Annotated in this window: 21 protein-coding genes and 1 pseudogene; 15 read left to right on the forward strand and 7 right to left on the reverse strand. The window is 56.1% G+C overall.

The annotated features are described in order from the left end of the window. Nucleotides 1-28: 28 nt before the first annotated feature. From ACZ1GM_RS09430 to ACZ1GM_RS09440, 3 genes are read left to right on the forward strand one after another with little or no spacing between them, the layout of a single operon-like run. Nucleotides 29-358 carry a DUF6122 family protein gene (locus tag ACZ1GM_RS09430; protein WP_472676236.1) on the forward strand — a complete coding sequence of 110 codons (330 nt, stop codon included), beginning with the start codon at nucleotides 29-31 and terminating at the stop codon, nucleotides 356-358. A 4-nt stretch (nucleotides 359-362) separates the two neighbouring features. After that, nucleotides 363-770: a DUF3052 family protein gene (locus ACZ1GM_RS09435; protein ID WP_472676237.1), complete on the forward strand. Its 408-nt coding sequence runs from the start codon at nucleotides 363-365 to the stop codon at nucleotides 768-770. A gap of 53 nt (nucleotides 771-823) precedes the next feature. After that, nucleotides 824-1510, forward strand: a complete 687-nt coding sequence (locus ACZ1GM_RS09440) for a nitroreductase family protein (protein WP_472676238.1) — start codon at nucleotides 824-826, stop codon at nucleotides 1508-1510. Nucleotides 1511-1513: 3 nt separating this feature from the next. On the opposite strand, the gene ACZ1GM_RS09445 is transcribed toward ACZ1GM_RS09440, so the two are convergent. Together ACZ1GM_RS09445 and serB are read right to left on the reverse strand one after the other, a co-directional pair. Next, nucleotides 1514-2335, reverse strand: a complete 822-nt coding sequence (locus ACZ1GM_RS09445) for a Coq4 family protein (RefSeq protein WP_472676239.1) — start codon at nucleotides 2333-2335, stop codon at nucleotides 1514-1516. A 95-nt stretch (nucleotides 2336-2430) separates the two neighbouring features. Then, nucleotides 2431-3294: a phosphoserine phosphatase SerB gene (gene serB, locus ACZ1GM_RS09450; protein ID WP_472676240.1), complete on the reverse strand. Its 864-nt coding sequence runs from the start codon at nucleotides 3292-3294 to the stop codon at nucleotides 2431-2433. On the opposite strand from serB, the gene miaA reads away from it, so the two are divergent. From miaA to ACZ1GM_RS09480, 6 genes are all read left to right on the forward strand, one after another. Next, the gene (gene miaA, locus ACZ1GM_RS09455) at nucleotides 3287-4309 is read left to right on the forward strand and encodes a tRNA (adenosine(37)-N6)-dimethylallyltransferase MiaA (RefSeq protein ID WP_472676241.1); all 1023 of its coding nucleotides are present in this window, start codon (nucleotides 3287-3289) and stop codon (nucleotides 4307-4309) included. The genes serB and miaA overlap by 8 nt on opposite strands. A 91-nt stretch (nucleotides 4310-4400) precedes the next feature. Continuing rightward, nucleotides 4401-6149 carry a biosynthetic-type acetolactate synthase large subunit gene (ilvB, locus tag ACZ1GM_RS09460; RefSeq protein WP_472676242.1) on the forward strand — a complete coding sequence of 583 codons (1749 nt, stop codon included), beginning with the start codon at nucleotides 4401-4403 and terminating at the stop codon, nucleotides 6147-6149. A 14-nt stretch (nucleotides 6150-6163) separates the two neighbouring features. Beyond that, nucleotides 6164-6679, forward strand: coding sequence for an acetolactate synthase small subunit (ilvN, locus tag ACZ1GM_RS09465; protein ID WP_472676243.1), 516 nt, complete (start codon nucleotides 6164-6166; stop codon nucleotides 6677-6679). 100 nt (nucleotides 6680-6779) lie between these two features. After that, nucleotides 6780-7814, forward strand: coding sequence for a ketol-acid reductoisomerase (ilvC, locus tag ACZ1GM_RS09470; protein WP_472676244.1), 1035 nt, complete (start codon nucleotides 6780-6782; stop codon nucleotides 7812-7814). 18 nt (nucleotides 7815-7832) lie between these two features. Then, nucleotides 7833-8432, forward strand: a complete 600-nt coding sequence (locus ACZ1GM_RS09475; RefSeq protein WP_472676245.1) for a DUF4329 domain-containing protein — start codon at nucleotides 7833-7835, stop codon at nucleotides 8430-8432. Then, the gene (locus ACZ1GM_RS09480; protein ID WP_472676246.1) at nucleotides 8432-9580 is read left to right on the forward strand and encodes an alpha-hydroxy acid oxidase; all 1149 of its coding nucleotides are present in this window, start codon (nucleotides 8432-8434) and stop codon (nucleotides 9578-9580) included. The genes ACZ1GM_RS09475 and ACZ1GM_RS09480 overlap by 1 nt, the downstream gene beginning before the upstream one ends. On the opposite strand, the gene ACZ1GM_RS09485 is transcribed toward ACZ1GM_RS09480, so the two are convergent. Together ACZ1GM_RS09485 and ACZ1GM_RS09490 are read right to left on the reverse strand one after the other, a co-directional pair. After that, nucleotides 9577-10200, reverse strand: coding sequence for a DUF6969 family protein (locus ACZ1GM_RS09485; RefSeq protein ID WP_472676247.1), 624 nt, complete (start codon nucleotides 10198-10200; stop codon nucleotides 9577-9579). The two genes, ACZ1GM_RS09480 and ACZ1GM_RS09485, sit on opposite strands and share 4 nt — an antisense overlap. Nucleotides 10201-10720: 520 nt before the next feature. Continuing rightward, a complete protein-coding gene (locus ACZ1GM_RS09490; protein WP_472676248.1) occupies nucleotides 10721-11200 on the reverse strand; it encodes a YHS domain-containing (seleno)protein in 480 nt (159 codons plus the stop codon). Between the two features lie 386 nt (nucleotides 11201-11586). Between ACZ1GM_RS09490 and leuA the strand changes: the two genes are divergently transcribed. The 6 genes and pseudogenes from leuA to ACZ1GM_RS09520 all read left to right on the forward strand — a co-directional run bounded on the left by leuA (nucleotide 11587) and on the right by ACZ1GM_RS09520 (nucleotide 17189). Then, nucleotides 11587-13266 carry a 2-isopropylmalate synthase gene (gene leuA, locus ACZ1GM_RS09495; RefSeq protein ID WP_472676249.1) on the forward strand — a complete coding sequence of 560 codons (1680 nt, stop codon included), beginning with the start codon at nucleotides 11587-11589 and terminating at the stop codon, nucleotides 13264-13266. Nucleotides 13267-13347: 81 nt separating this feature from the next. After that, complete coding sequence (locus ACZ1GM_RS09500) at nucleotides 13348-13896, forward strand: helix-turn-helix domain-containing protein (RefSeq protein ID WP_472678535.1); 549 nt, start codon at nucleotides 13348-13350, stop codon at nucleotides 13894-13896. A 30-nt stretch (nucleotides 13897-13926) separates the two neighbouring features. Beyond that, nucleotides 13927-14208 carry a hypothetical protein gene (locus ACZ1GM_RS09505; RefSeq protein WP_472676250.1) on the forward strand — a complete coding sequence of 94 codons (282 nt, stop codon included), beginning with the start codon at nucleotides 13927-13929 and terminating at the stop codon, nucleotides 14206-14208. 104 nt (nucleotides 14209-14312) lie between these two features. Beyond that, nucleotides 14313-14822 (forward strand): hypothetical protein, encoded by a 510-nt coding sequence (locus tag ACZ1GM_RS09510; RefSeq protein ID WP_472676251.1) that lies wholly within the window; start codon nucleotides 14313-14315, stop codon nucleotides 14820-14822. A gap of 211 nt (nucleotides 14823-15033) precedes the next feature. Then, on the forward strand, nucleotides 15034-16101 hold the full coding sequence (locus ACZ1GM_RS09515) for an amidohydrolase family protein (RefSeq protein ID WP_472676252.1): 1068 nt from the start codon (nucleotides 15034-15036) through the stop codon (nucleotides 16099-16101). A gap of 100 nt (nucleotides 16102-16201) precedes the next feature. Continuing rightward, a pseudogene (locus tag ACZ1GM_RS09520) lies at nucleotides 16202-17189 on the forward strand (NAD(P)H-dependent flavin oxidoreductase). Here the strand turns inward: ACZ1GM_RS09520 and ACZ1GM_RS09525 are convergent. From ACZ1GM_RS09525 to ACZ1GM_RS09535, 3 genes are all read right to left on the reverse strand, one after another. After that, a complete protein-coding gene (locus ACZ1GM_RS09525; RefSeq protein ID WP_472676253.1) occupies nucleotides 17168-17689 on the reverse strand; it encodes an AHH domain-containing protein in 522 nt (173 codons plus the stop codon). The pseudogene ACZ1GM_RS09520 and the gene ACZ1GM_RS09525 sit on opposite strands and share 22 nt — an antisense overlap. 13 nt (nucleotides 17690-17702) lie before the next feature. Beyond that, a complete protein-coding gene (locus tag ACZ1GM_RS09530; RefSeq protein WP_472676254.1) occupies nucleotides 17703-18371 on the reverse strand; it encodes a hypothetical protein in 669 nt (222 codons plus the stop codon). A 238-nt stretch (nucleotides 18372-18609) separates the two neighbouring features. Further along, nucleotides 18610-19092 (reverse strand): NAD(P)H-dependent oxidoreductase, encoded by a 483-nt coding sequence (locus ACZ1GM_RS09535; RefSeq protein WP_472676255.1) that lies wholly within the window; start codon nucleotides 19090-19092, stop codon nucleotides 18610-18612. Nucleotides 19093-19112 lie beyond the last annotated feature (20 nt).

Consider the following 19112-nt stretch of genomic DNA (forward strand, 5'->3'; position numbering starts at 1 on the left):
CCTTCGCGGGAGTGACGGGGTAGCTTAATTGGACCTCCTCCAACCTATTCTCCATTATGGCGGCCATTGGCTCGTCCCATTCGCGATCGCCGCGATCATCTGGCGCGAGCGGTGGAAAGTTGCCGGACTGGTCATAGCCAGCGCCAACATTATCGACCTCGACCATTTCCTCGCCAATCCAATCTTCGATCCAAACCGCTGCTCCATCGGCTTCCACCTGCTCCACGGTTGGGAAGCCGCCCTCGCCTTCGTAATCATGCTTGCGATACCGAAATGGTATGTCCGTGCGTTCGCCCTCGGCGCGCTGTGGCACCTCGCGGTCGACTATGGCGACTGCCACATGATGGCGTTATGCTAAGAAGATGACCGCAGGATATTCTGGAACACCACTCGCGAAGAAGCTCAACCTGCGCGACGGGCAGTTATGCTGGTTTGACGGCATGCCGGAAAATGTCATCGACGAGATTGACGAGTATGCGTTGGAATTGCGGTTCGTCGCCGACCCGAGAGAGGGGCTGGACGCCGCGCATATCTTCATCACAAACGAAAGCGATCTCACCGAAAAGCTCGCAATGCTGCGCCCAATCATAGCCAAAGACGGTCAGGTCTGGGTCAGTTGGCCGAAGAAGGGATCAGGCCAAGAAACCGTACTCGATCAGGCGGCTGTTCAACGCATTGGTCTCGCCTCCGGGTTCATCGATACCAAGAAATGTGCGGTCGATGACATCTGGTCCGGCCTGAAATTTGTGATCCCAAAGGCGGATCGTTGAGGTCGTTCACCTTGCCACTTCCCCATTTCATCGAGGAAACTTAGAGAGACGCCATGCGTGATCATGACACCGTCCCTTATTCGATGCCCGAAATCTCTGACGTGGAGCGTATTGCCCGCGCCGAAGCTCTGCGCGACAGGCTGAAAGAACGCCGCACCTGCCGGTATTTCTCGGACGAGCCCGTCCCCCGCGAAGTCATCGAGGCCGCAATAGAGGCCGCTGGCACCGCACCCAATGGTGCCAATCATCAGCCGTGGCATTTCGCGGTCGTGAGTTCTGCCGACAAGAAAGCCGCGATCCGCGAGGCCGCCGAAGCGGAGGAAAAACGCTTCTACGGCGAGGATGGCGATAAGCCCAAGGCATCCGACGAATGGCTCGATGCGTTGGCTGATCTGGGCACTGATGCGGACAAGCCGTTCCTCGAAACCGCGCCCTATCTAATCGTCGTTTTCGCGCAGCGCAAAGGTGGCATCGACGAAGACGGGAAGACGCAGAACTATTACGTCAATGAAAGCGTCGGGATTGCCTGCGGAATGTTGATCGCGACGTTGCATGAGGCCGGGTGTTCGACGCTTACGCACACACCGTCGCCCATGGGCTTTCTGCGGGAGCTATGCGGGCGTCCTGAGTGGGAAAAACCGCTGATGGTGGTGGTGGTTGGCAAGCCAGCCGATGACGCGACAGTTCCAGCACATGCGCTCAAGAAGAAACCGCTTAGCCAGATCGCAAGCTGGCTCTAGCCGTTACGCAGTCGCGAGCTGCTGGTCCTTGGGGGCGAGCAGATTGTAGGGATCAATGCCTTCGCTGCGCCAAATATGGTGGCAGTCTCGATAGGCGCTCGGCTCCGGAATGTTGAGCATCTGGCGCGCCTCATCCAGATCCATCGCCAGCAGATCGCGGATCGACATTTCTGCGAGCGTTGGGCAATTCTTGCCCGTCCGCTGCGCTTGACGCAGGGCCTTGAAGATCGGCGCCTTGCTGCCACGCAGGGTCTGCTTCATATCGAAACCACCAGCATAGCCGATCAGCAGATGCCCTTGGCTAGGGCTTTGTCCATGAGTGAAAAGCAGGACGCATTGCTCGCCCAGCGCATCGCGACCATAGCCAGTCAGGACATGCAGCAGATCATGCGTGTCGCGTGACCGGCGGGCATACCAGCCAACCAGATCACCATAATCACGCTGATAGGTCTTTTCTGCCTCTGCCGCCAAACCAGCAGCAGTGAGTCCTTCTTTCTCCATAAAGTCGCAATAAGCATGCGCGAGCGATCCGGTCGGCAGTTTGCGTAGTGCGTCATGATCATCAAGTATCGGCACCAAGTCTGGCTCAGTCGCGCGCAAATGATCGCCCTGCTCGCTCATCACCAGTTTGCGAACGCGCGGCAGAAACGACTTCGAAGGCAGTGCATCAAAAATCTTGAAGACATGCGTCGTGTCTTCCTTGTCTTTAATCAGCTCGCGGAAATGATGGACCGCCTTGGGCAGCGAGTATTTCGGCTCGGGACGTTCCGCACTGCGAAAAACTGTGCCGTCTGTTGCGTACTCCAAAGGCGCCTTGCCAGCCATCTTGCCTAACTCCTGATCGCGAGAAATTCCGCATCTGAGGTGCTTACGATAAGATAAGTATCTTAATGCAACTTAAATGACAAGGGCACGAAAATTCAGGAGATGTCCAGCAAACTTAGGATCGTAGTGAGATCACCTTGATCCAGCGCGCCATTCGCAGCTCCTCTGGCGATGGGTTTTGCACGATAGGCGAAGCCATAGTCCGCAGCTTTCAGCATCGGGATGTCGTTGGCGCCATCGCCCGACGCAAGAATGCGCGCACCCTCACCCAAAGTCGCGGCCTCTTCACGCAGCGTTGCGAGCTTGGTCGCCGCATCGCTGATCGGGCCGTCGAGCTTGCCCGTCAGCTTCCCGCCTGAAACCGCCAGCCGATTGCCGACCACACGATCAAATCCCAGCTGCTGCGCCACGCGATCGGCAAAGTGATGAAAACCGCCGGTTACAAGGACGGTACGGCATCCCTTACTCTTCAGCGTCTGGACCAGTTCGCGCGCACCAGGTTCTGGCCTGATCCGCTCTGCCAGGCATTGATCTATTGCGCTTTCGTCGAGCCCCGCAAGCAAAGCTACGCGCTCGTTCAGCGCTTCGGCAAAGTCTAGCTCTCCGCGCATGGCGGCTTCGGTAATCGCGGCGATCTTGTCTTTGAGGCCAGCGTAATCGGCAAGCTCATCAATGCACTCCTGCCCGATCATGGTTGAGTCCATATCTGATACGAAAAGCTTGGGGGCAACTGGCTCATGATCCGCAATCAATATCGCGGTCGGTTCAAACACTTGTTTCAGGGTCGCGCGAATCGCCGCTACGTCACCTGATGGAAATGACAAATGCAGCACCTCACCGCCATCTTCGAGGAGGCGTGCCATCGCCACTGGCATATCCTGAGCCGCCAATTCAGCAGTCGCTCGATCGAGCTGGGTTTCGAGATGCGCTGAGTCTGCTATCAGCCGGGCGATGAGCACGAAGGGTTCTCCAGAAAACATGCGGTCAGACGCGAAAGATAAGCCGCCGCTTGCGCTCATTGCAGGGCCGACCGCGAGCGGCAAGAGTGATCTCGCAGTGCAGCTCGCCAAAGCACTGGAGGTGCGCCGGAAACGCGCTGTTATCATCAACGCAGATAGCCAGCAGGTCTATGCCGACCTGCGCGTGCTCTCTGCCCGTCCTAGCAAAGAGGACATGCGCGGTATCGAGCATCGCCTGTTTGGCACATGGGATGGCGCGGTTGCGTGTTCGGCGGCGGATTGGGCAGAGGCGGCAAAGCGTGAGATTGCGGCCTGTCATGCTGACAGTGCAATACCGATTTTGGTGGGCGGGACAGGCCTTTATATCCAGACGCTGCTGGATGGGATTGCGCCGATCCCGGATATTGATCCTGATATCCGCCACGAGGTTCGGTCTCTTCCCGTACTACAAGCCCATACCGCCCTGCGCACTGAAGATCCGGAGCGCGCGAAAGCGCTGGACCGCAGTGACAGGCAGCGGGTTGCTCGTGCGCTGGAAGTGATACGATCAACGGGCAAAACACTGGCAGAATGGCAGGAAGAGAAGGTTGGAGGCATCGAGGGTGAGATTGACCTGCATCCGCTGATCCTGCTGCCTGATCGTGAGTGGCTCTATGACCGGTGCGACCGGCGGTTTGAGTGGATGCTGAAGAACGGCGCATTGCAAGAAGTTGCTGACTTGCTTAAACGCAAACTTGATCCCTTTCTCCCGGTGATGCGTGCTATCGGCGTGCCGGAGCTAAGGGACTATCTGGAGCAGAAACCTAAGACTGAAGACTGGGTTTTCGGAGCGGAGCGCAGGGCGATACCCATCAAGGCAGGCCAGACGGCAACCCGGCAATATGCCAAGCGGCAATATACCTGGTTTCGCAATCAACCCTCGCCGTGGTGGCCCAAGATCGAAGGTGTGCCGATTGAGAATATAAATGTCGATATTGAGGGTGTATTTGTTTCTTTATTATACAATATGGGTTGACGACGGAAGTTTATAATCACATAGGATAGCACATCGGCTCGGTGCTATCCCTCAAGCATCGAGCCGTTTTGTGAGTCTAAAGGAGGTTGGAGTGACAACTCAGCGCAGCGGCGCAAAGATATTGATGGACTGCCTGATCGATCAGGGTGTCGAATTCGTGTTCGGCTATCCCGGTGGAGCAGTGCTGCCCATTTATGATGAGTTGTTTGATCACTCCGAAATACGCCACATTCTGGTGCGACACGAGGCCGGTGCTGCGCACGCGGTCGAGGGTTATGCGCGCTCGACCGGCAAGCCGGGTGTTGTCCTGGTTACTTCTGGACCAGGCGCGACGAACGCCGTCACGGGTATCGCCGACGCCTTTTTGGATTCGATCCCGATGGTTGTCATAACCGGGCAAGTTCCCACCGCGCTGATCGGAACCGACGCGTTTCAAGAAGCGGATACTGTCGGCATCACCCGCCACTGCACCAAGCATAACTATCTGCTCAAAGACCCTGCTGACTTGCAGGCGACAATCGAAGAGGCGTTCCGGATCGCGACTACCGGGCGCCCTGGCCCAGTACTGGTGGATATTCCCAAAGACGTGCAGATTGCCGTTCCTGGCCATGCTGAATTGGCCAAGCGCGACATGGCGTCATCACGATACCAGCCCCGGACCGAGGGCAAGCCCGCCAAGATCGCACAAGCCATCGCGATGATGGAGAAGGCTGAGCGCCCTGTGCTGTATACGGGCGGAGGCGTTATCAACTCTGGCCCGCAAGCCACTGAGCTCTTGGGGCAATTGCAGCGCGTGCTCGATGCACCACTTACCAGCACGCTGATGGGGCTTGGCGCGTTTCCGCACACTCACCCCGACTGGTTGGGCATGCTGGGTATGCATGGCACTTATGAAGCCAATATGGCGATGAACAAGGCTGACTTGATCATCGCTGTCGGCGCGCGCTTTGATGATCGAGTTACGGGCCGGCTCGATGCCTTCGCCCCGCATTCAGAGAAAATCCACATCGATATTGATCGCGCGAGCATCAACAAGACTGTGCCGGTTGATTGCGGCATTGTCGGCGACTGCGCGACCGTGCTTGCGCAATTGCTTGAAGCATGGGGAGACCGCAAGGCGCGCGATACCAGCGAATGGAAGGCGCGGATCATGGGCTGGAAAGCACGTGATTGTCTGGCCTATCCGGAAAAGTCCGACATGCTCATGCCGCAAAAGGCGGTGGAACGGCTTTTTGCGCTGACTCAGGACCGCGAGCCAATCATTACCACCGAGGTCGGCCAGCATCAGATGTGGGCCGCGCAGTATTTCGGGTTTTCCAAGCCCAATAAGTGGCTGACGAGCGGCGGTCTTGGCACGATGGGCTATGGCCTGCCCGCAGCCATTGGCGCGCAGCTTGGCAATCCCGATGCACTGGTGATCGACATCGCTGGCGAGGCAAGCATTCAAATGAATATTCAAGAGCTTGGCACGGCCAGCCAGTACCGCCTGCCGGTCAAGATATTCATCCTCAATAACCAATATATGGGGATGGTCCGCCAGTGGCAGGAACTGACCTATGAAAGCCGCTATTCCAACAGCTACTCAGACAGTCTGCCGGATTTTGTGAAGCTGGCTGAGAGCTATGGCTGGAAGGGTATTCGCATTGAAGATGAGGCTGGTCTCGATGCCGGGATCACCGCAATGCTCGACCATGACGGCCCGGTGATTGTTGATTGCCTTGTTTCGAAAGAGGCCAACTGTTTCCCGATGATTCCTTCAGGGGCTGCGCACACGGAAATGCTGCTATATGGCGATCAGGTCGATGGCACGATGGACGATGAAGCCAAGGCTTTGGTCTAAGGGGCTCTAACAAGATGGAAATCGCTGAACAGCTTTCTGAGCAGCATGTGCTCAATGTGACGGTTGATAATGAGCCGGGAATTCTGGCCAAGATCACCGGTATGTTCACCGCACGCGGCTATAACATTGACAGCCTGACCGTGGCCGACATTTCTGACGATCATGCGATCAGCCGGATCACAATTGTCACTAACGGTCCACCGGAAGTGATCGATCAGATTGAGGCTCAGCTTGAACGGCTTGTGCCCGTTCACAAGGTGACCGACCTCACCACTGCGGGGCCGCACATTGAACGCGAATTGGCGCTGGTGAAGGTCGCAGGAAAAGGCGACGCACGGGTCGAAGCGCTCCGTATCGCTGAGCTATTTCGCGCTAATGTGGTTGACACCACGACCTCTAGCTTTGTGTTCGAGCTAACCGGCACGCGAGACAAGATTGACAGTTTTTTGGACCTGATGCGCGAGCTCGGTCTCGTCGAAGTGGGTCGTTCAGGAATCGTGGGAATGATGCGCGGCGCCGCCAAGGTTTAGAATTATCGTCGCTCCGGCGTAGACTGGAGTCTCCATCAATCCTGTGCGACTTGGAGGCACGAGATCCCGGATCAGGTCCGGGATGACGAATGAGGGTACAATGCAAGTTTATTACGACAAAGACTGTGACCAGGATCTGATCAAAGGCAAGAAGGTCGCCATCGTTGGTTATGGCAGCCAGGGTCACGCCCATGCGCAAAACTTGCGCGATAGCGGTGTCGCCGATGTTGCGGTTGCATTGCGCGACGGATCGTCAACTCGCAAGAAGGCTCAGGATGCTGGCTTTAACGTGATGAACGCGACCGAAGCAGCGCAATGGGCGGATGTTGTCATGGTTCTCGCTCCTGATGAGCATCAGGCGGCAATCTGGGCTGATGAAATGTCTGGGCATATGAAGTCAGGCAGCGCGCTTGCTTTCGCGCACGGTCTTAATATTCACTTTGGCCTGATTGAGGCACCAGCGGATATCGACGTCATCATGATTGCGCCGAAAGGCCCCGGCCACACCGTGCGCAGCGAATATCAGCGCGGCGGCGGTGTTCCCTGCCTTATCGCGGTGCATCAGGAGTGCGAGGCAAGCGCAGGTAACGGTTTCGCGAAAGCTCTGGCCTTGTCTTACGCTAGCGCAGTGGGTGGCGGCCGATCCGGCATTATCGAAACCAATTTCAAGGAAGAGTGCGAAACCGATCTGTTCGGTGAGCAAGCGGTGCTGTGCGGTGGGATCACGCATCTGATCCAAGCTGGATTCGAAACGCTGACGGAGGCAGGCTATGCGCCTGAAATGGCCTATTTCGAGTGCCTGCACGAAACCAAGCTGATCGTCGATCTGCTGTACGAAGGCGGCATCGCCAACATGCGCTACTCAATCAGCAACACGGCTGAATATGGCGACATCAAAACTGGCCCACGGATCATCACGGATGAGACCAAGGCTGAAATGAAACGCGTTCTGGCCGACATTCAGTCAGGGCGTTTTGTGAAAGACTTCGTACTCGACAATCAGGCTGGTCAGCCGGAGCTGAAGGCAAGCCGTAAAGCAGCCGAAGCGCACCCGATCGAAAAGACCGGGGCTGAACTGCGTGCGATGATGCCTTGGATCGGTGCCAACAAGCTGGTCGACAAAGCCAAAAACTAAGTCCAAGCGGCGCAAATCATGCGCAACCTGACCACTTCCCAGATACTGATGGGCCTTTGCGCCATCGCTTGGGTTGTGGTCATGGTGCGCGTTCTCACCAATGTGAAAGGCCCCGAAGACTTCGAGATCACGGTCTCGACCGATGAGGTTCAGGCTTTCGCGAGGACACAGCTGAGCACACTGCAGGAGCGCTCATTTTCGCAAGATATGGAGCTGTGTGGGATTATCTACGAAGATAGCGAAGGCAATCTCGGCACAACCCGGATCATCTCTGGCGAACAGGCGAGCTGCGATATCGCCTATTTTGACGAGCCAGGCATGGCGCCAGTCGCCAGCTATCACACGCACGGCGCCTATAGCGATGACTATGACAGCGAGGTGCCATCCTTGCTCGACATGCAAAGCGATATAGAAACGCAGATGGATGGATATGTCGCAACCCCGGGAGGAAGGTTTTGGCGGATCGATTGGCAGGATGAAGCCGCAATCCTGATTTGCGGTGAAGGATGCCTGCGGCAGGATACACGGTATCGCCCCTGTCCCGGCGAGGTTTCGCAGGGGCAATATACAGTCAATGAACTTGCCCAACGCAGAGCCACGCAGAGTGGCAATTGCTGATGCGCTTATCTGACTGCCACAACATCGATGATTTCCGAAAGCTCGCAAAGGCGCGGCTGCCATGGCCGGTGTTTGACTATATCGACGGGGCAGCGGACGACGAGCTTACCAAGTCGCGCAACACAGCTGCCTTTGATGATTGCGATCTGGTGCCGGACGTTCTGGCTGGTGTTGCCGATATCGATACCAGCTGCACAATCATGGGCCGTGAAAGCGCCCTTCCTCTGATGCTCAGCCCTACGGCAGTGCAGCGCGCATTCCATCACCAGGGCGAAAGCGCAGTTGCCAAGGCTGCCGAGAAATTTGGCCTGTGGTTCGGAATTTCCAGCCTTGCGACGCGGAGCATTGAGGAAATCGCCGCCCTCACCAACGGCCCCAAGCTATTCCAGTTGTATGTTCACAAGGACAAGGGGTTGAACGCATCAATGATAGAGCGATGTCAGCAGGCCAAGTTCGACGCATTGGCGCTCACGGTCGACACTATCGTATCGGGCAAACGCGAGCGGTGCCTGCGCAGCGGTTTCACCACCCCGCCCCGTTTTACGCCCAGTGCAATCTGGAGTTATGCGACGCGCCCACGCTGGACGCTGGACTATCTGCTACGCGAGAAGTTCCGGCTGCCCAATCTCGATACGCATGTGACCGAGGGATCGAGTGAAGCCGTCAGCATCGCAGATTATTTCAATACGATGCTTGATACGTCGATGGATTGGGAAACGGCAGCGAAAATTCGACAGGATTGGGGCGGCACATTCTGTCTGAAGGGCGTGATGAGCGCAGGAGATGCGCGCCGCGCAGTCGAGATTGGCGCTGATGCGATCATGATATCGAACCACGGTGGACGGCAGCTCGACGGGAGTCGCGCGCCTTTCGATCAATTGCGCGAGATTGTCGATGCGGTTGGCGGCGAGATTGAGATCATCTGTGATGGCGGAGTGCGTCGCGGAACACATGCATTGAAAGCTATCTGTTCTGGCGCAGCTGCGGCATCGGGCGGGCGACTATATCTCTATGCCCTTGCTGCCGCAGGTCAGGACGGCGTCGAACGCGCCATAGGTATTCTCAAAGACGAGATTGAGCGGGGTATGCGATTGATGGGTGTGACGTCGGTCGATCAGCTAACCGGGGATCGGCTTCGCTGGCGTTAGCTAAGCAGCGCTTCGAGATTTATCGCGCGCGCGCCAGTCACTTCGACATCGCGGTTTTCGCCAGTGCGATCCTGCTGCCGCAAAACACTGTCCCGCTCTAGCAAGATGCTGGCAATGTCCTCACGTGCGAGATGCAGCATGGCGGTGAGCCATTCATTGACCAGCGGATCGCCAGCTTTGCCGCGCAGATCGAAATCATCCAGAATTTCGATGATCGCATCAGCTGGATAGAGCCACTCATCGGTGACCCAACGATTGGTTCCAAACCACCGCAGTGGCAGCCCGTCATAGCCAATCGCCAATGCAGCAATATGCACAACGTCGGCCCTTTTTTGCCCGCTCGGCAACGCCGGTGCTGGGATCAAAGGTTCTGCGTGGCCGGGTAAAGACGCCTTGCCAACAAACAAGTGGAAGTGTCCGTGTTCGTCTGCTTCGCGCTCTTCAGGTGGATGCGAGTGATAGAAATATCGGCTCGATGCGGCTCCATTCACGACGTCACCAGCCGGATAGTGAGCCCATGCTTCCGCCGTCGCGTCTGCGGGCAATAGGCGGCTCATCAGCGGCATGCCAGACTGAAACATCTGGGTTGTGCTGGATATCAGGATTTCCTGGTAAGACATCGGCGGTGAGCCAGTTCGAGTTCAAGAAAAACAACCGAGGAGACGACTTGGGATCGCCCCCTCGGTTGTCCTTACCTGCGACCCGTTAGGCTTTTGGTGCGCAGGGATTCGCGGCGCAGGGGTTAGCTGCGCAAGGATTGGCGGCACAGGGGCTTGCCGCGCAGGGGTTAGCCGCAGCACAAGGATTGGCGGCGCATGGGTTCGCCGCGCATGGGTTGGCCGCACACGGGTTCGCGGCACACGGGTTCGCGGCACAGGCGTTAGCTTTTTTCGCTTTACGAGCCTTGCGCTGCTTTGCTGCACAAGGGTTGTAATTGCTGGCACGTGACAGGCTGCTGCCACTTGGGCCGCATGGGATGCCAGCAGCGGCAGGGACCGCTGTACCAGCGACGGCAAGGCCGCCAGCGACTACGAGCATTTTCGCGAGTGTGTTTGCATTAGACATGAGTAATTACCTTTCAAACTTTCCCAAGGATGTATTGCGAGGGGGTATTAAGGGGGTGCGAGTAGAGACCGCTGATTATCCACCGAAGCGAGCGTCGTCGGGGAGTTCGGACCAGGCGATATTCGCTTTCGAAATAAACCCTGGGATGTCAGCCAGCCATTGCTGCTGAACTTGCTTGTTGAAGTTCAGATAGAGCTTGCCGTCGACAACTTTGTAGACCGTTGGATCACCCGGTGCGAGCGAACCGCGAGCCATCGCCCATGCGCAGTGGCCGCCATATTGCGGTGCATAGGCATCGGGATCAGCTCGGAATTTTTCGGCATTTTCCTGACTGGCAAAGTGCCATTCAGCACCGTCATATTCGACCGTGTAGCGTGCATCGCCCTTGACCGGGGTGCCGTTGCCTTGAAAGTAACTGACAGTATCGTAACCGCCAACAGCGATATTCTCGCCTTCTACACCAACATAGACCGGGCCTGCGGTTGCGATACCAGCCGTTGCGATTGCGACAGGAGCGGCCAGTGCCGCTGCTGCCAAGATAAGTACCTGCTTCATTTCAAAACCTCCATCTAAGCCGGCCATGAAATAGGGGGAACTGGCCGAATAACTGGTCAGCAGGTGCCCAAGGTGCGCTGGGTGGGGGATAGTAGCGCTGGGGTCAATCGAGGGGTCTGAGCACCTGCTGATGCATTGAGTTTCGCAAGGTCCAAAGGTTCGGTTACACAAGCTCAGGATTTTTTGTTGCGCCAAGGTGTATCCGGACGAAAGAACGCTTGCCTAATCAGGAGCAATCAGCGATGCAGACGGCATGACACGGAACGGTATCCTACTACGACTTATGCGCCCTTGGGCGTAAGCTTGGCGTGCCAGCGGGTGCGCTTGAGCGCTCCCAAGGGTTTATTGATCGCTAGTCCTTAGATTTACCGTTACCGAGACTTTCCATGCCCATGCTGAAAAATCCCAGCGTCAAATATGCTGCGTTTCCACAAATCGACTTGCCTGATCGGCAATGGCCCTCTCGCACAATAATCGCCCCGCCTCGCTGGCTGTCGACGGACCTTCGCGATGGCAATCAATCCATTATCGATCCGATGGATGCGCATAAGAAAAACCGCTTTTTCGACCTTTTGATCCAAGTCGGCGTGAAAGAAATTGAGGTAGGCTTTCCCAGCGCGGGCGAGACTGAATTTGATTTCATCTCGAGCCTGGTCAAATCGGATCGCGTCCCAGGCGACGTAATGGTGCAGGTACTCACCCAGAGCCGAGAGGATTTGATCCGCACAAGCTTCGCCAGCCTTGAGGGCGCACACTCCGCCATCGTTCACCTGTACAACGCGGTGAGCCCTGCATGGCGTGACATTGTATTTGGTATGAGCCAGGACCAGGTGCGCGATATCGCCGTCGCTGGCGCGAAGGTCATGCGTGATGAGGCGAGTAAGCAACCAAATACGAATTGGCATTTCCAGTACTCGCCCGAAACGTTTTCCACCGCAGAGCTAGACTTCAGCATCGAGGTATGCGCGGCAGTGATGGAGGTGCTCGCGCCCACACCTGACCATCCGATCATCCTGAATCTGCCCGCCACGGTCGAGGCGGCGACACCCAACATTTACGCGGATCAGATCGAATACTTCATCCGCAACCTGCCCAATCGCGACAGCGCAGTGATCAGCCTGCATACGCATAATGATCGCGGTACTGGCGTCGCGGCGGCAGAGTTGGCACTCATGGCCGGTGCGGACCGCGTTGAAGGCTGTCTGTTCGGCAATGGAGAGCGGACGGGCAATTGCTGCCTCGTCACCATGGCCCTGAACATGTACACGCAGGGGATCGACCCGGGACTCGATTTCTCTGATATCGATAGCGTCATTGAAACGGTCGAGTATTGCAACGAACTGCCCGTCCATCAGCGGCACCCATATGGCGGAGAACTGGTCTACACCGCGTTTTCCGGCAGTCACCAGGATGCTATCAAGAAAGGCTTTGCCGCTCACAATACGCAGAATGATGAACATTGGCGTGTGCCCTATTTGCCGATTGATCCAGCCGATCTGGGTCGGAATTACGAGGCGGTCATTCGCGTCAATTCGCAAAGCGGCAAAGGCGGTTTTGCCTGGGTTCTCGAACAGGATCAGGGACTAAAACTGCCTAAGCGTATGCAGGCTGACTTTGCCCCGCACGTTCAGCAGATGGCCGACAAATTGGGCCGCGAATTGAACGCTCCTGATATCTGGGAGGCATTCAAGGCCGCCTACCATGTCCAGACGGAAGAGAAGCATTTCCAACTGGTCGATTATGAGGAACGCCGTGCCAGCGACGGCACTCGCCTGTTCACGGGCACTATTGCTGTTCAGGGGCAGGAACAGAGTGTCAGCGGTCGCGGAAATGGCCTGATTTCATCTGTCCTTAGCACAATAGAAGATGCGTTTGGGCTGAACCTGCAAGTCGCGGACTACACAGAGCATGCACTGGGGACCGGGCGCGACGCGCGCGCAGCAGCTTACCTAGAATGTAAAACAGCGGATGGCGGAACGATCTGGGGCGTCGGAATTGATGAGGACGTTGCAACGGCGAGCGTTCGCGCAGTGCTGAGCGCGGCGAATTCGGCGATCAAAGGATAAGTCATAAATTATCTGTTTCTAGGGTAGACAGTCCAACCAATACGAATGACATTCGGTTTCAGGTAGGCTATTTTGACACCTGTGCAGGATAATTCTGGTTCGATTGATGGCGAAAATTTGCTGGCCAATGCCCAGCTAGAAGCTCGAGCTATGCTTGATCGTCTGACTGAACGGCAAGAGCAGGTGATGCGACTGGCCGCAGAACATCAGACAATTGACCAAATTGCCCATACGATTGGCAAGTCGCGCCGCACAGTTGAGGAGCATCTGCTGGCAGCGCGCAAGAAGCTGAATGCCACCAACCGTATAGATGCACTTCGCCGGTATATTTTGCTGCTGGATATGTGCGGAGAACCGACATGTGGATTTATCCGGGTCGATCTCAGCACCGAAGATATTGAAAAGATTCTCCAGGACTTGTCGTTTGAACGCGCGCATCAATTGTTGAGCGCACCTGAGTTTGAACAGTTCGTGCGGGAGTTTCGCTCGACAGGCCCGAAGGCTTGGAATGCCAAATATGGCAGATGGTGGTTACCATTGGCCGGGTTAGCTGTCGCAGGGATGGTCATATCCCTATTGGTCGGGAGCATAGCCTTGGCTGGATCGCTTGATACCTTGTTTGGTGGCTGAGCCTTCACGTTAGAAGCGGGAGGGCAACAGATGAGTTATGATGATAAGATCCATCTTGATTTGGATGAGAAAGCACAACACCTGAGCGATGCGTTACATGATGGCCTCGATGATATCGACAGCCTGATTTACAAAGCCAGCGAAAGGCTGCAACTGGCTCTACTAATTCGCATTGAAAGCGGAATGCGCGGCGCCGAGGGTAAGCGAACCATCAAGCAGCTGATGAGCCAATTGGAGCAACTTAACTCGCTCCGCGAAAAGCATGTCTTGGCACATGCATCGGCTCAGAAAGACGCAGAAACGGGTGAGTAGCCCCCTCTTTGCCCCACTGAAGAAATTGACCAACGTGTCTTTCCAAAGGGGCACGAAGCGAAAGACAATGTTACCACACTTTCGATAGTGAAATAGCGCAGTAAATGCTGATCCCTGACCTTGGTGATCCCCGAATTTTGGCCGGGTACATCTGGCTTTTTCTCGTGGTGGCAGCCGCACAGTTTCTGGGGGGCAAGCCCGAACGTCTGGGTATCTACACGATATTAGGCTCAATCGCGGTTGGGTTTGCCTTAACCCCTCTGCTCGGGCAACCTCGCTTTGATGAGGTCGACATGGTCGCGCTGGCGTCAGAGGTTACAATCTTCGCAGGCTTTCTAGCAATCATGCTGAACGCTAATCGCATCTGGCCGATCTTTGCTTTTGCAATGTCATTGATCAGTATGCTGGCACACTTTGCTCGCTTCAACACAGAAATGCTGGGTTTTTCATACGCTCAGTTCAAAGCCATCCCAACGGTTACCGCTTCAGTTTTTTTGCTGATTGGTGTTTTCGCGCATCAGCGGCGACTGCGAAGGCACGGCGAAGACCCCGATTGGATTCCGTTCGCAAAGTATCGGGAATATCGCAGGATTGCAGCCAAGGTCGGGCTTTAGCAGATTTGATTGTGAAAACGGAAATCTCAGTTTCCTACTCGGATACCTCAACCCATAGTTCTCGCAATGCGGATTTCGCCGGTCATAGCTTGCCTCAATCGCTTTGATGCCCTGCAAAACCGCCTGCCCTCTTTTCTTCGCCTGAACTGTGTTCCATGTGTTCCATCCATGAGGGTTCCCGCTGGAGGAAACCAACTGGGAGGGCATGCACATGACTGAGACTATCCCCGAAACCGAAGAGATCATCGAACGCGATCTTCCGATCATCGATCCGCACCATCATTTGTGGGATCTGCGCGCGCTATTACCCATGTTCCCAGAGCCGCGGCATCGCTTTATCGAGACAATCGTCCCGGTCGCGCATTACACCTTCGATCAGTTTCTCTCCGATGTGCAAACGGGTCACAACATCATCGGCACCGTGTTCATGGAATGCGGAGCGTTTTACCGCGCGGGCGCTAGCGAGGCGATGAAGGTCGTTGGCGAAGTCGAGTATGTAAATGGCGTTGCCGCGCAATCGGCGAGCGGTCTCTACGGCAATCTCCAAGCCTGTGCAGGCATTGTCGCGCATGCCGACTTGATGCTTGGCGATGGTGTTGCGCCTGTGCTCGAGGCATTGAAGGCCGCAGCGCCGGAACGGTTCAAGGGCATCCGGCATCAAGGTGCCTGGGATGCTGACCCAGAAGTGCTGGGCCCGCCATTCCATGCACCAGAAGGGCTGTACCGTGATGCCACATTCCGCGAAGGCTTCGCACATCTTGCCGAGCAAGGTCTCAGCTTCGATGCCTGGATACTGGAGCCGCAGATCCCCGATGTGATTGACCTTGCCATGGCGTTCCCGGAAACACCCATCTGCCTGGACCACTGCGGCACGCCTCTGGCGAATGCCAGCTATGAGGGGAGACGCGAGGAACGCTTCGACATCTGGCGCACCCATATCCGCGAGCTTGCCCAATGCCAGAATGTCAGCGTGAAGCTGGGTGGGCTGGCCATGCACAATTGCGCCCTACCCGAAGATGGCCCGGCAGCCGGGATAGGGTCAGGAGCGCTGGCGGAGCTTTGGCGTCCCTATATCGAGACCTGCATTGAAGCCTTCGGCCCGAATCGCGCGATGTTTGAAAGCAACTACCCGGTCGACCGGTGGGGCGCGACATATCCGGTGCTCTGGAATGCGTTCAAGCGGATCACCAGTTCAGCAAGCGCAGAGGAGAAGCATGCGCTTTACGCCGGAACCGCAGCGAGGTTTTACGGGTTAGAACATCTGCTGGGGGGAACGTAAGTCTGTGTGATCACTTTACGTTACGTCAGTCTCGACACAGCGCCCCGCCCTGTCTTAGGCGGTGCAAAAGCCCGTAAACTCTCTTGAATCGGATACGCTTATGACCCTGCCCGCCCCATTCGACAAACTTCGCCTGCCAGTCATCGGCTCGCCCCTGTTTATCGTATCCGGACCGGAACTGGTTATCGCGCAATGTAAAGCTGGCATTATCGGGTCTTTCCCAGCGTTAAACGCGCGTACCGCAGTCGTTGCTCGACGAATGGCTACATCAGATTACGGAAGAGTTAGCCAAGCATAATCGCGAAAACCCTGATCGCCCTGCCGCACCATTTGCCGTAAACCAAATCGTTCACCGTTCCAATGATCGGCTCGATGCGGACATGGCGACGTGCGAGAAGTGGCAAGTGCCGATGGTAATCACTTCTCTGGGTGCACGCACGGAAGTGTTTGATGCCGTTAAAAACTGGGGCGGCATCACTTTACACGACATCATCAATAATCGTTTTGCCCATAAGGCAATTGAGAAAGGCGCGACGGGTCTGATCCCGGTGGCCGCGGGCGCGGGTGGACATGCTGGCACTTTGTCACCGTTTGCCCTGATGCAGGAAATTCGCGAATGGTTTGATGGTTTGGTGGCGCTATCCGGCTCGATTGCGAACGGTAACGCCGTGCTCGCAGCACAATCGATGGGTGCAGACTTTGGCTATATCGGCAGCGCATTTATTGCCACGGAAGAGGCCAATGCCGACCAAGGTTACAAGCAGGGCATTGTCGACGGTAGCGCCGAGGGGATTGTCTACACTAACCTGTTCACGGGTGTGCATGGAAACTATCTCAGATCATCCATCGAAAACGCTGGCATGGACCCAGATAACCTGCCCGAAAGCGACCCTTCCAAAATGAACTTTGGCAGCGGCGGCAATACCAAAGCAAAGGCGTGGAAAGACATCTGGGGTTCCGGTCAGGGCGTTGGCGCGGTCAAATCCGTGGGCACGGTTGAGGACATGGTGGCGCGCATAGAGCGTGAGTATCATGCCGCCAAAGAGGCTCTTGACGCCAAGGCCGGTTATAAAGCCCGGAATACCTGAGCGTCTTGCCATAATTGCTCGGCCATGGAGTCAAGCAATGTGAAGTCCTTTCCCTTCCCCAGCGGGTCCTTGCTGTTAAGGATCATCGGCCTTCTTGTATCAAGCAACCGCCGTCGAAGTGCTCCCTGCAGCAGGGTGACGTTGAGCAGCGCTGCATGATGCGCTTTATCCGCCTGATTGCGGCGGTAACGTGACCACGACCGCTCGATCATCCCAAGTCGATCGATGACCATGTCGTTATAGAGGCGATGTGGCCCGCGATGAAGCGGTAGCCCCATCCGAATGGCCGCAGCTTCCTGCGCCGGCAGCAGCATGCCATTTCGGCGAAAGTCATGAATGCCCATCCGTGTTTCGCCAAGGCTTGATAGCATTGCTTCAAGACTGCCGATTTGGAGCGCTTGACGTGGAATAAGATGATGACGCTGCAACCCGGGGTTATGCCCAATCGTGCCACGCCGGTTCACTGCCCTAAAGGGCAACCGGTCAATCGGAACTGTCACATATTTGCGCGCCTTAGCCCTCCGGCGCGTCTCCCTGTTTCGAACGCACGCTTACGGTCTTTCCATCGACCGACGGCGTCAAAAGCAGCGGTGTCCCGTCGGCACCAGCGACCTCTGAGGTTTCCCTGACCCGCCCCCACGCAACGAGCCTATCGACAAGGCGAACCATCAGTTGGCTCGCACTGGTGCGGTCAGAGACGAGTTGCTCGGTCAACTCAATCTCTTGACCCGTGAAAAATGCCAGGCCGTCGCTACGCATGCCCCCGTCGTCGGTGGCGAGTATTCCGCCAAGACCCAACGCTGGAAATGGTCCGCCTGATAGCCACTGCTCTGACACATTTCTGAAGTAACTAGTACCGATGAGACTGGCAGATGGTTCCCACTGCAGCGCGATAGAATTTTCAAGATGCTGACTGAGTTCGCACGCTAGACCAGCCATGGCCTTTACCACCGGCAGAGAATTTTCTGCGCCCATCAAGTGCGGCCCAGGCGTTAGCGCCAAGGCCTCCGCCCGTTCAAAATCACTGTTACCGACCTGAAAATGGTATTGTGGCTCAGCGCGTTGCATTGCAGGTCCTGAACATAGGCCAAGGCAATCGAAGGTCAGGCCATCCATTAATAGCTCAAGCCAACCGCCGATATTGCAGTCTTCTTCACTCGGTTCACCCGGATCATGGCTCACCGAGAAACGCCTTGATTTTTCGACTGCAGCAAAAATGGCTCGCCGGTCCGGGCGTTGTGCCTCAGGGAATAGAATTAAGAGGCGCGCGGCAGTGCTGGACCGCAACTCTTCCCCTTGTATTTCTCCCTCCATGGAAATGGGCCAACCCTTCCCCCAAAAATGACGCGCCCTAATTGGCGCAAAAGCGCCTCTGCACCGGCTCTGTACGGACTAATCCGGCCTCCACGCAAAGAATTTTTCAAAATATTCCGCTTTTTAGCCCTTCATTGAAGGCTTTTCCTAATCCTTCACATTGACGCAGAACGTTTTCAGAAACGACCTTTTCAGCCCATATCCGTTCAGGGGATTGTGCATTGAAATTAATTATTATGTGTTCGGCAACGCGTTTAAGCCGCCAGCCAGTTGCAATCCGGTCAATTTGGCGTTGCGCACCTTCACCGTCAGATCCTGCCGCGATTATGGTGGCATATGGACGCCCTTCGATGCACCCCAGGACATCATAGTAGGTGCGGTCGAACATCTCTTTCATAAGGCCGGTCATGCTTGCGAGATTTTCGGGACAGATGAATATATAGCCCTCTGCATCCAAGATATGTCCAGCGTTCACCTCGTTCGCGCGCAAACACGCGGCGTTGGCACCCGCGCCTTCATACGCAGCCTCTGCCATTTTCTTGCTGGCGTTGGTGCGTGAATGCCAGATTATCAGTGGTGCTGTGCCCATAGCCGTGGGTTTCCCAAGCG

It is taken from the genome of Qipengyuania sp. JB2-7, from assembly GCF_055693485.1.

Bases quoted from the DNA above. Each gene is read 5' to 3' on its own strand.
- ACZ1GM_RS09510 (WP_472676251.1), top strand. From the start codon at position 14,313: ATGCTGATCCCTGACCTTGGTGATCCCCGAATTTTGGCCGGGTACATC.
- ACZ1GM_RS09490 (WP_472676248.1), bottom strand. From the start codon at position 11,200: ATGAAGCAGGTACTTATCTTGGCAGCAGCGGCACTGGCCGCTCCTGTC.
- ACZ1GM_RS09505 (WP_472676250.1), top strand. From the start codon at position 13,927: ATGAGTTATGATGATAAGATCCATCTTGATTTGGATGAGAAAGCACAA.
- ACZ1GM_RS09535 (WP_472676255.1), bottom strand. From the start codon at position 19,092: ATGGGCACAGCACCACTGATAATCTGGCATTCACGCACCAACGCCAGC.
- ilvN (WP_472676243.1), top strand. From the start codon at position 6,164: ATGGAAATCGCTGAACAGCTTTCTGAGCAGCATGTGCTCAATGTGACG.
- ilvC (WP_472676244.1), top strand. From the start codon at position 6,780: ATGCAAGTTTATTACGACAAAGACTGTGACCAGGATCTGATCAAAGGC.
- ACZ1GM_RS09440 (WP_472676238.1), top strand. From the start codon at position 824: ATGCGTGATCATGACACCGTCCCTTATTCGATGCCCGAAATCTCTGAC.
- ACZ1GM_RS09485 (WP_472676247.1), bottom strand. From the start codon at position 10,200: ATGTCTTACCAGGAAATCCTGATATCCAGCACAACCCAGATGTTTCAG.
- ACZ1GM_RS09475 (WP_472676245.1), top strand. From the start codon at position 7,833: ATGCGCAACCTGACCACTTCCCAGATACTGATGGGCCTTTGCGCCATC.
- ACZ1GM_RS09480 (WP_472676246.1), top strand. From the start codon at position 8,432: ATGCGCTTATCTGACTGCCACAACATCGATGATTTCCGAAAGCTCGCA.
- ACZ1GM_RS09515 (WP_472676252.1), top strand. From the start codon at position 15,034: ATGACTGAGACTATCCCCGAAACCGAAGAGATCATCGAACGCGATCTT.
- miaA (WP_472676241.1), top strand. From the start codon at position 3,287: ATGAGCACGAAGGGTTCTCCAGAAAACATGCGGTCAGACGCGAAAGAT.
- ACZ1GM_RS09445 (WP_472676239.1), bottom strand. From the start codon at position 2,335: ATGGCTGGCAAGGCGCCTTTGGAGTACGCAACAGACGGCACAGTTTTT.
- ACZ1GM_RS09435 (WP_472676237.1), top strand. From the start codon at position 363: ATGACCGCAGGATATTCTGGAACACCACTCGCGAAGAAGCTCAACCTG.
- leuA (WP_472676249.1), top strand. From the start codon at position 11,587: ATGCCCATGCTGAAAAATCCCAGCGTCAAATATGCTGCGTTTCCACAA.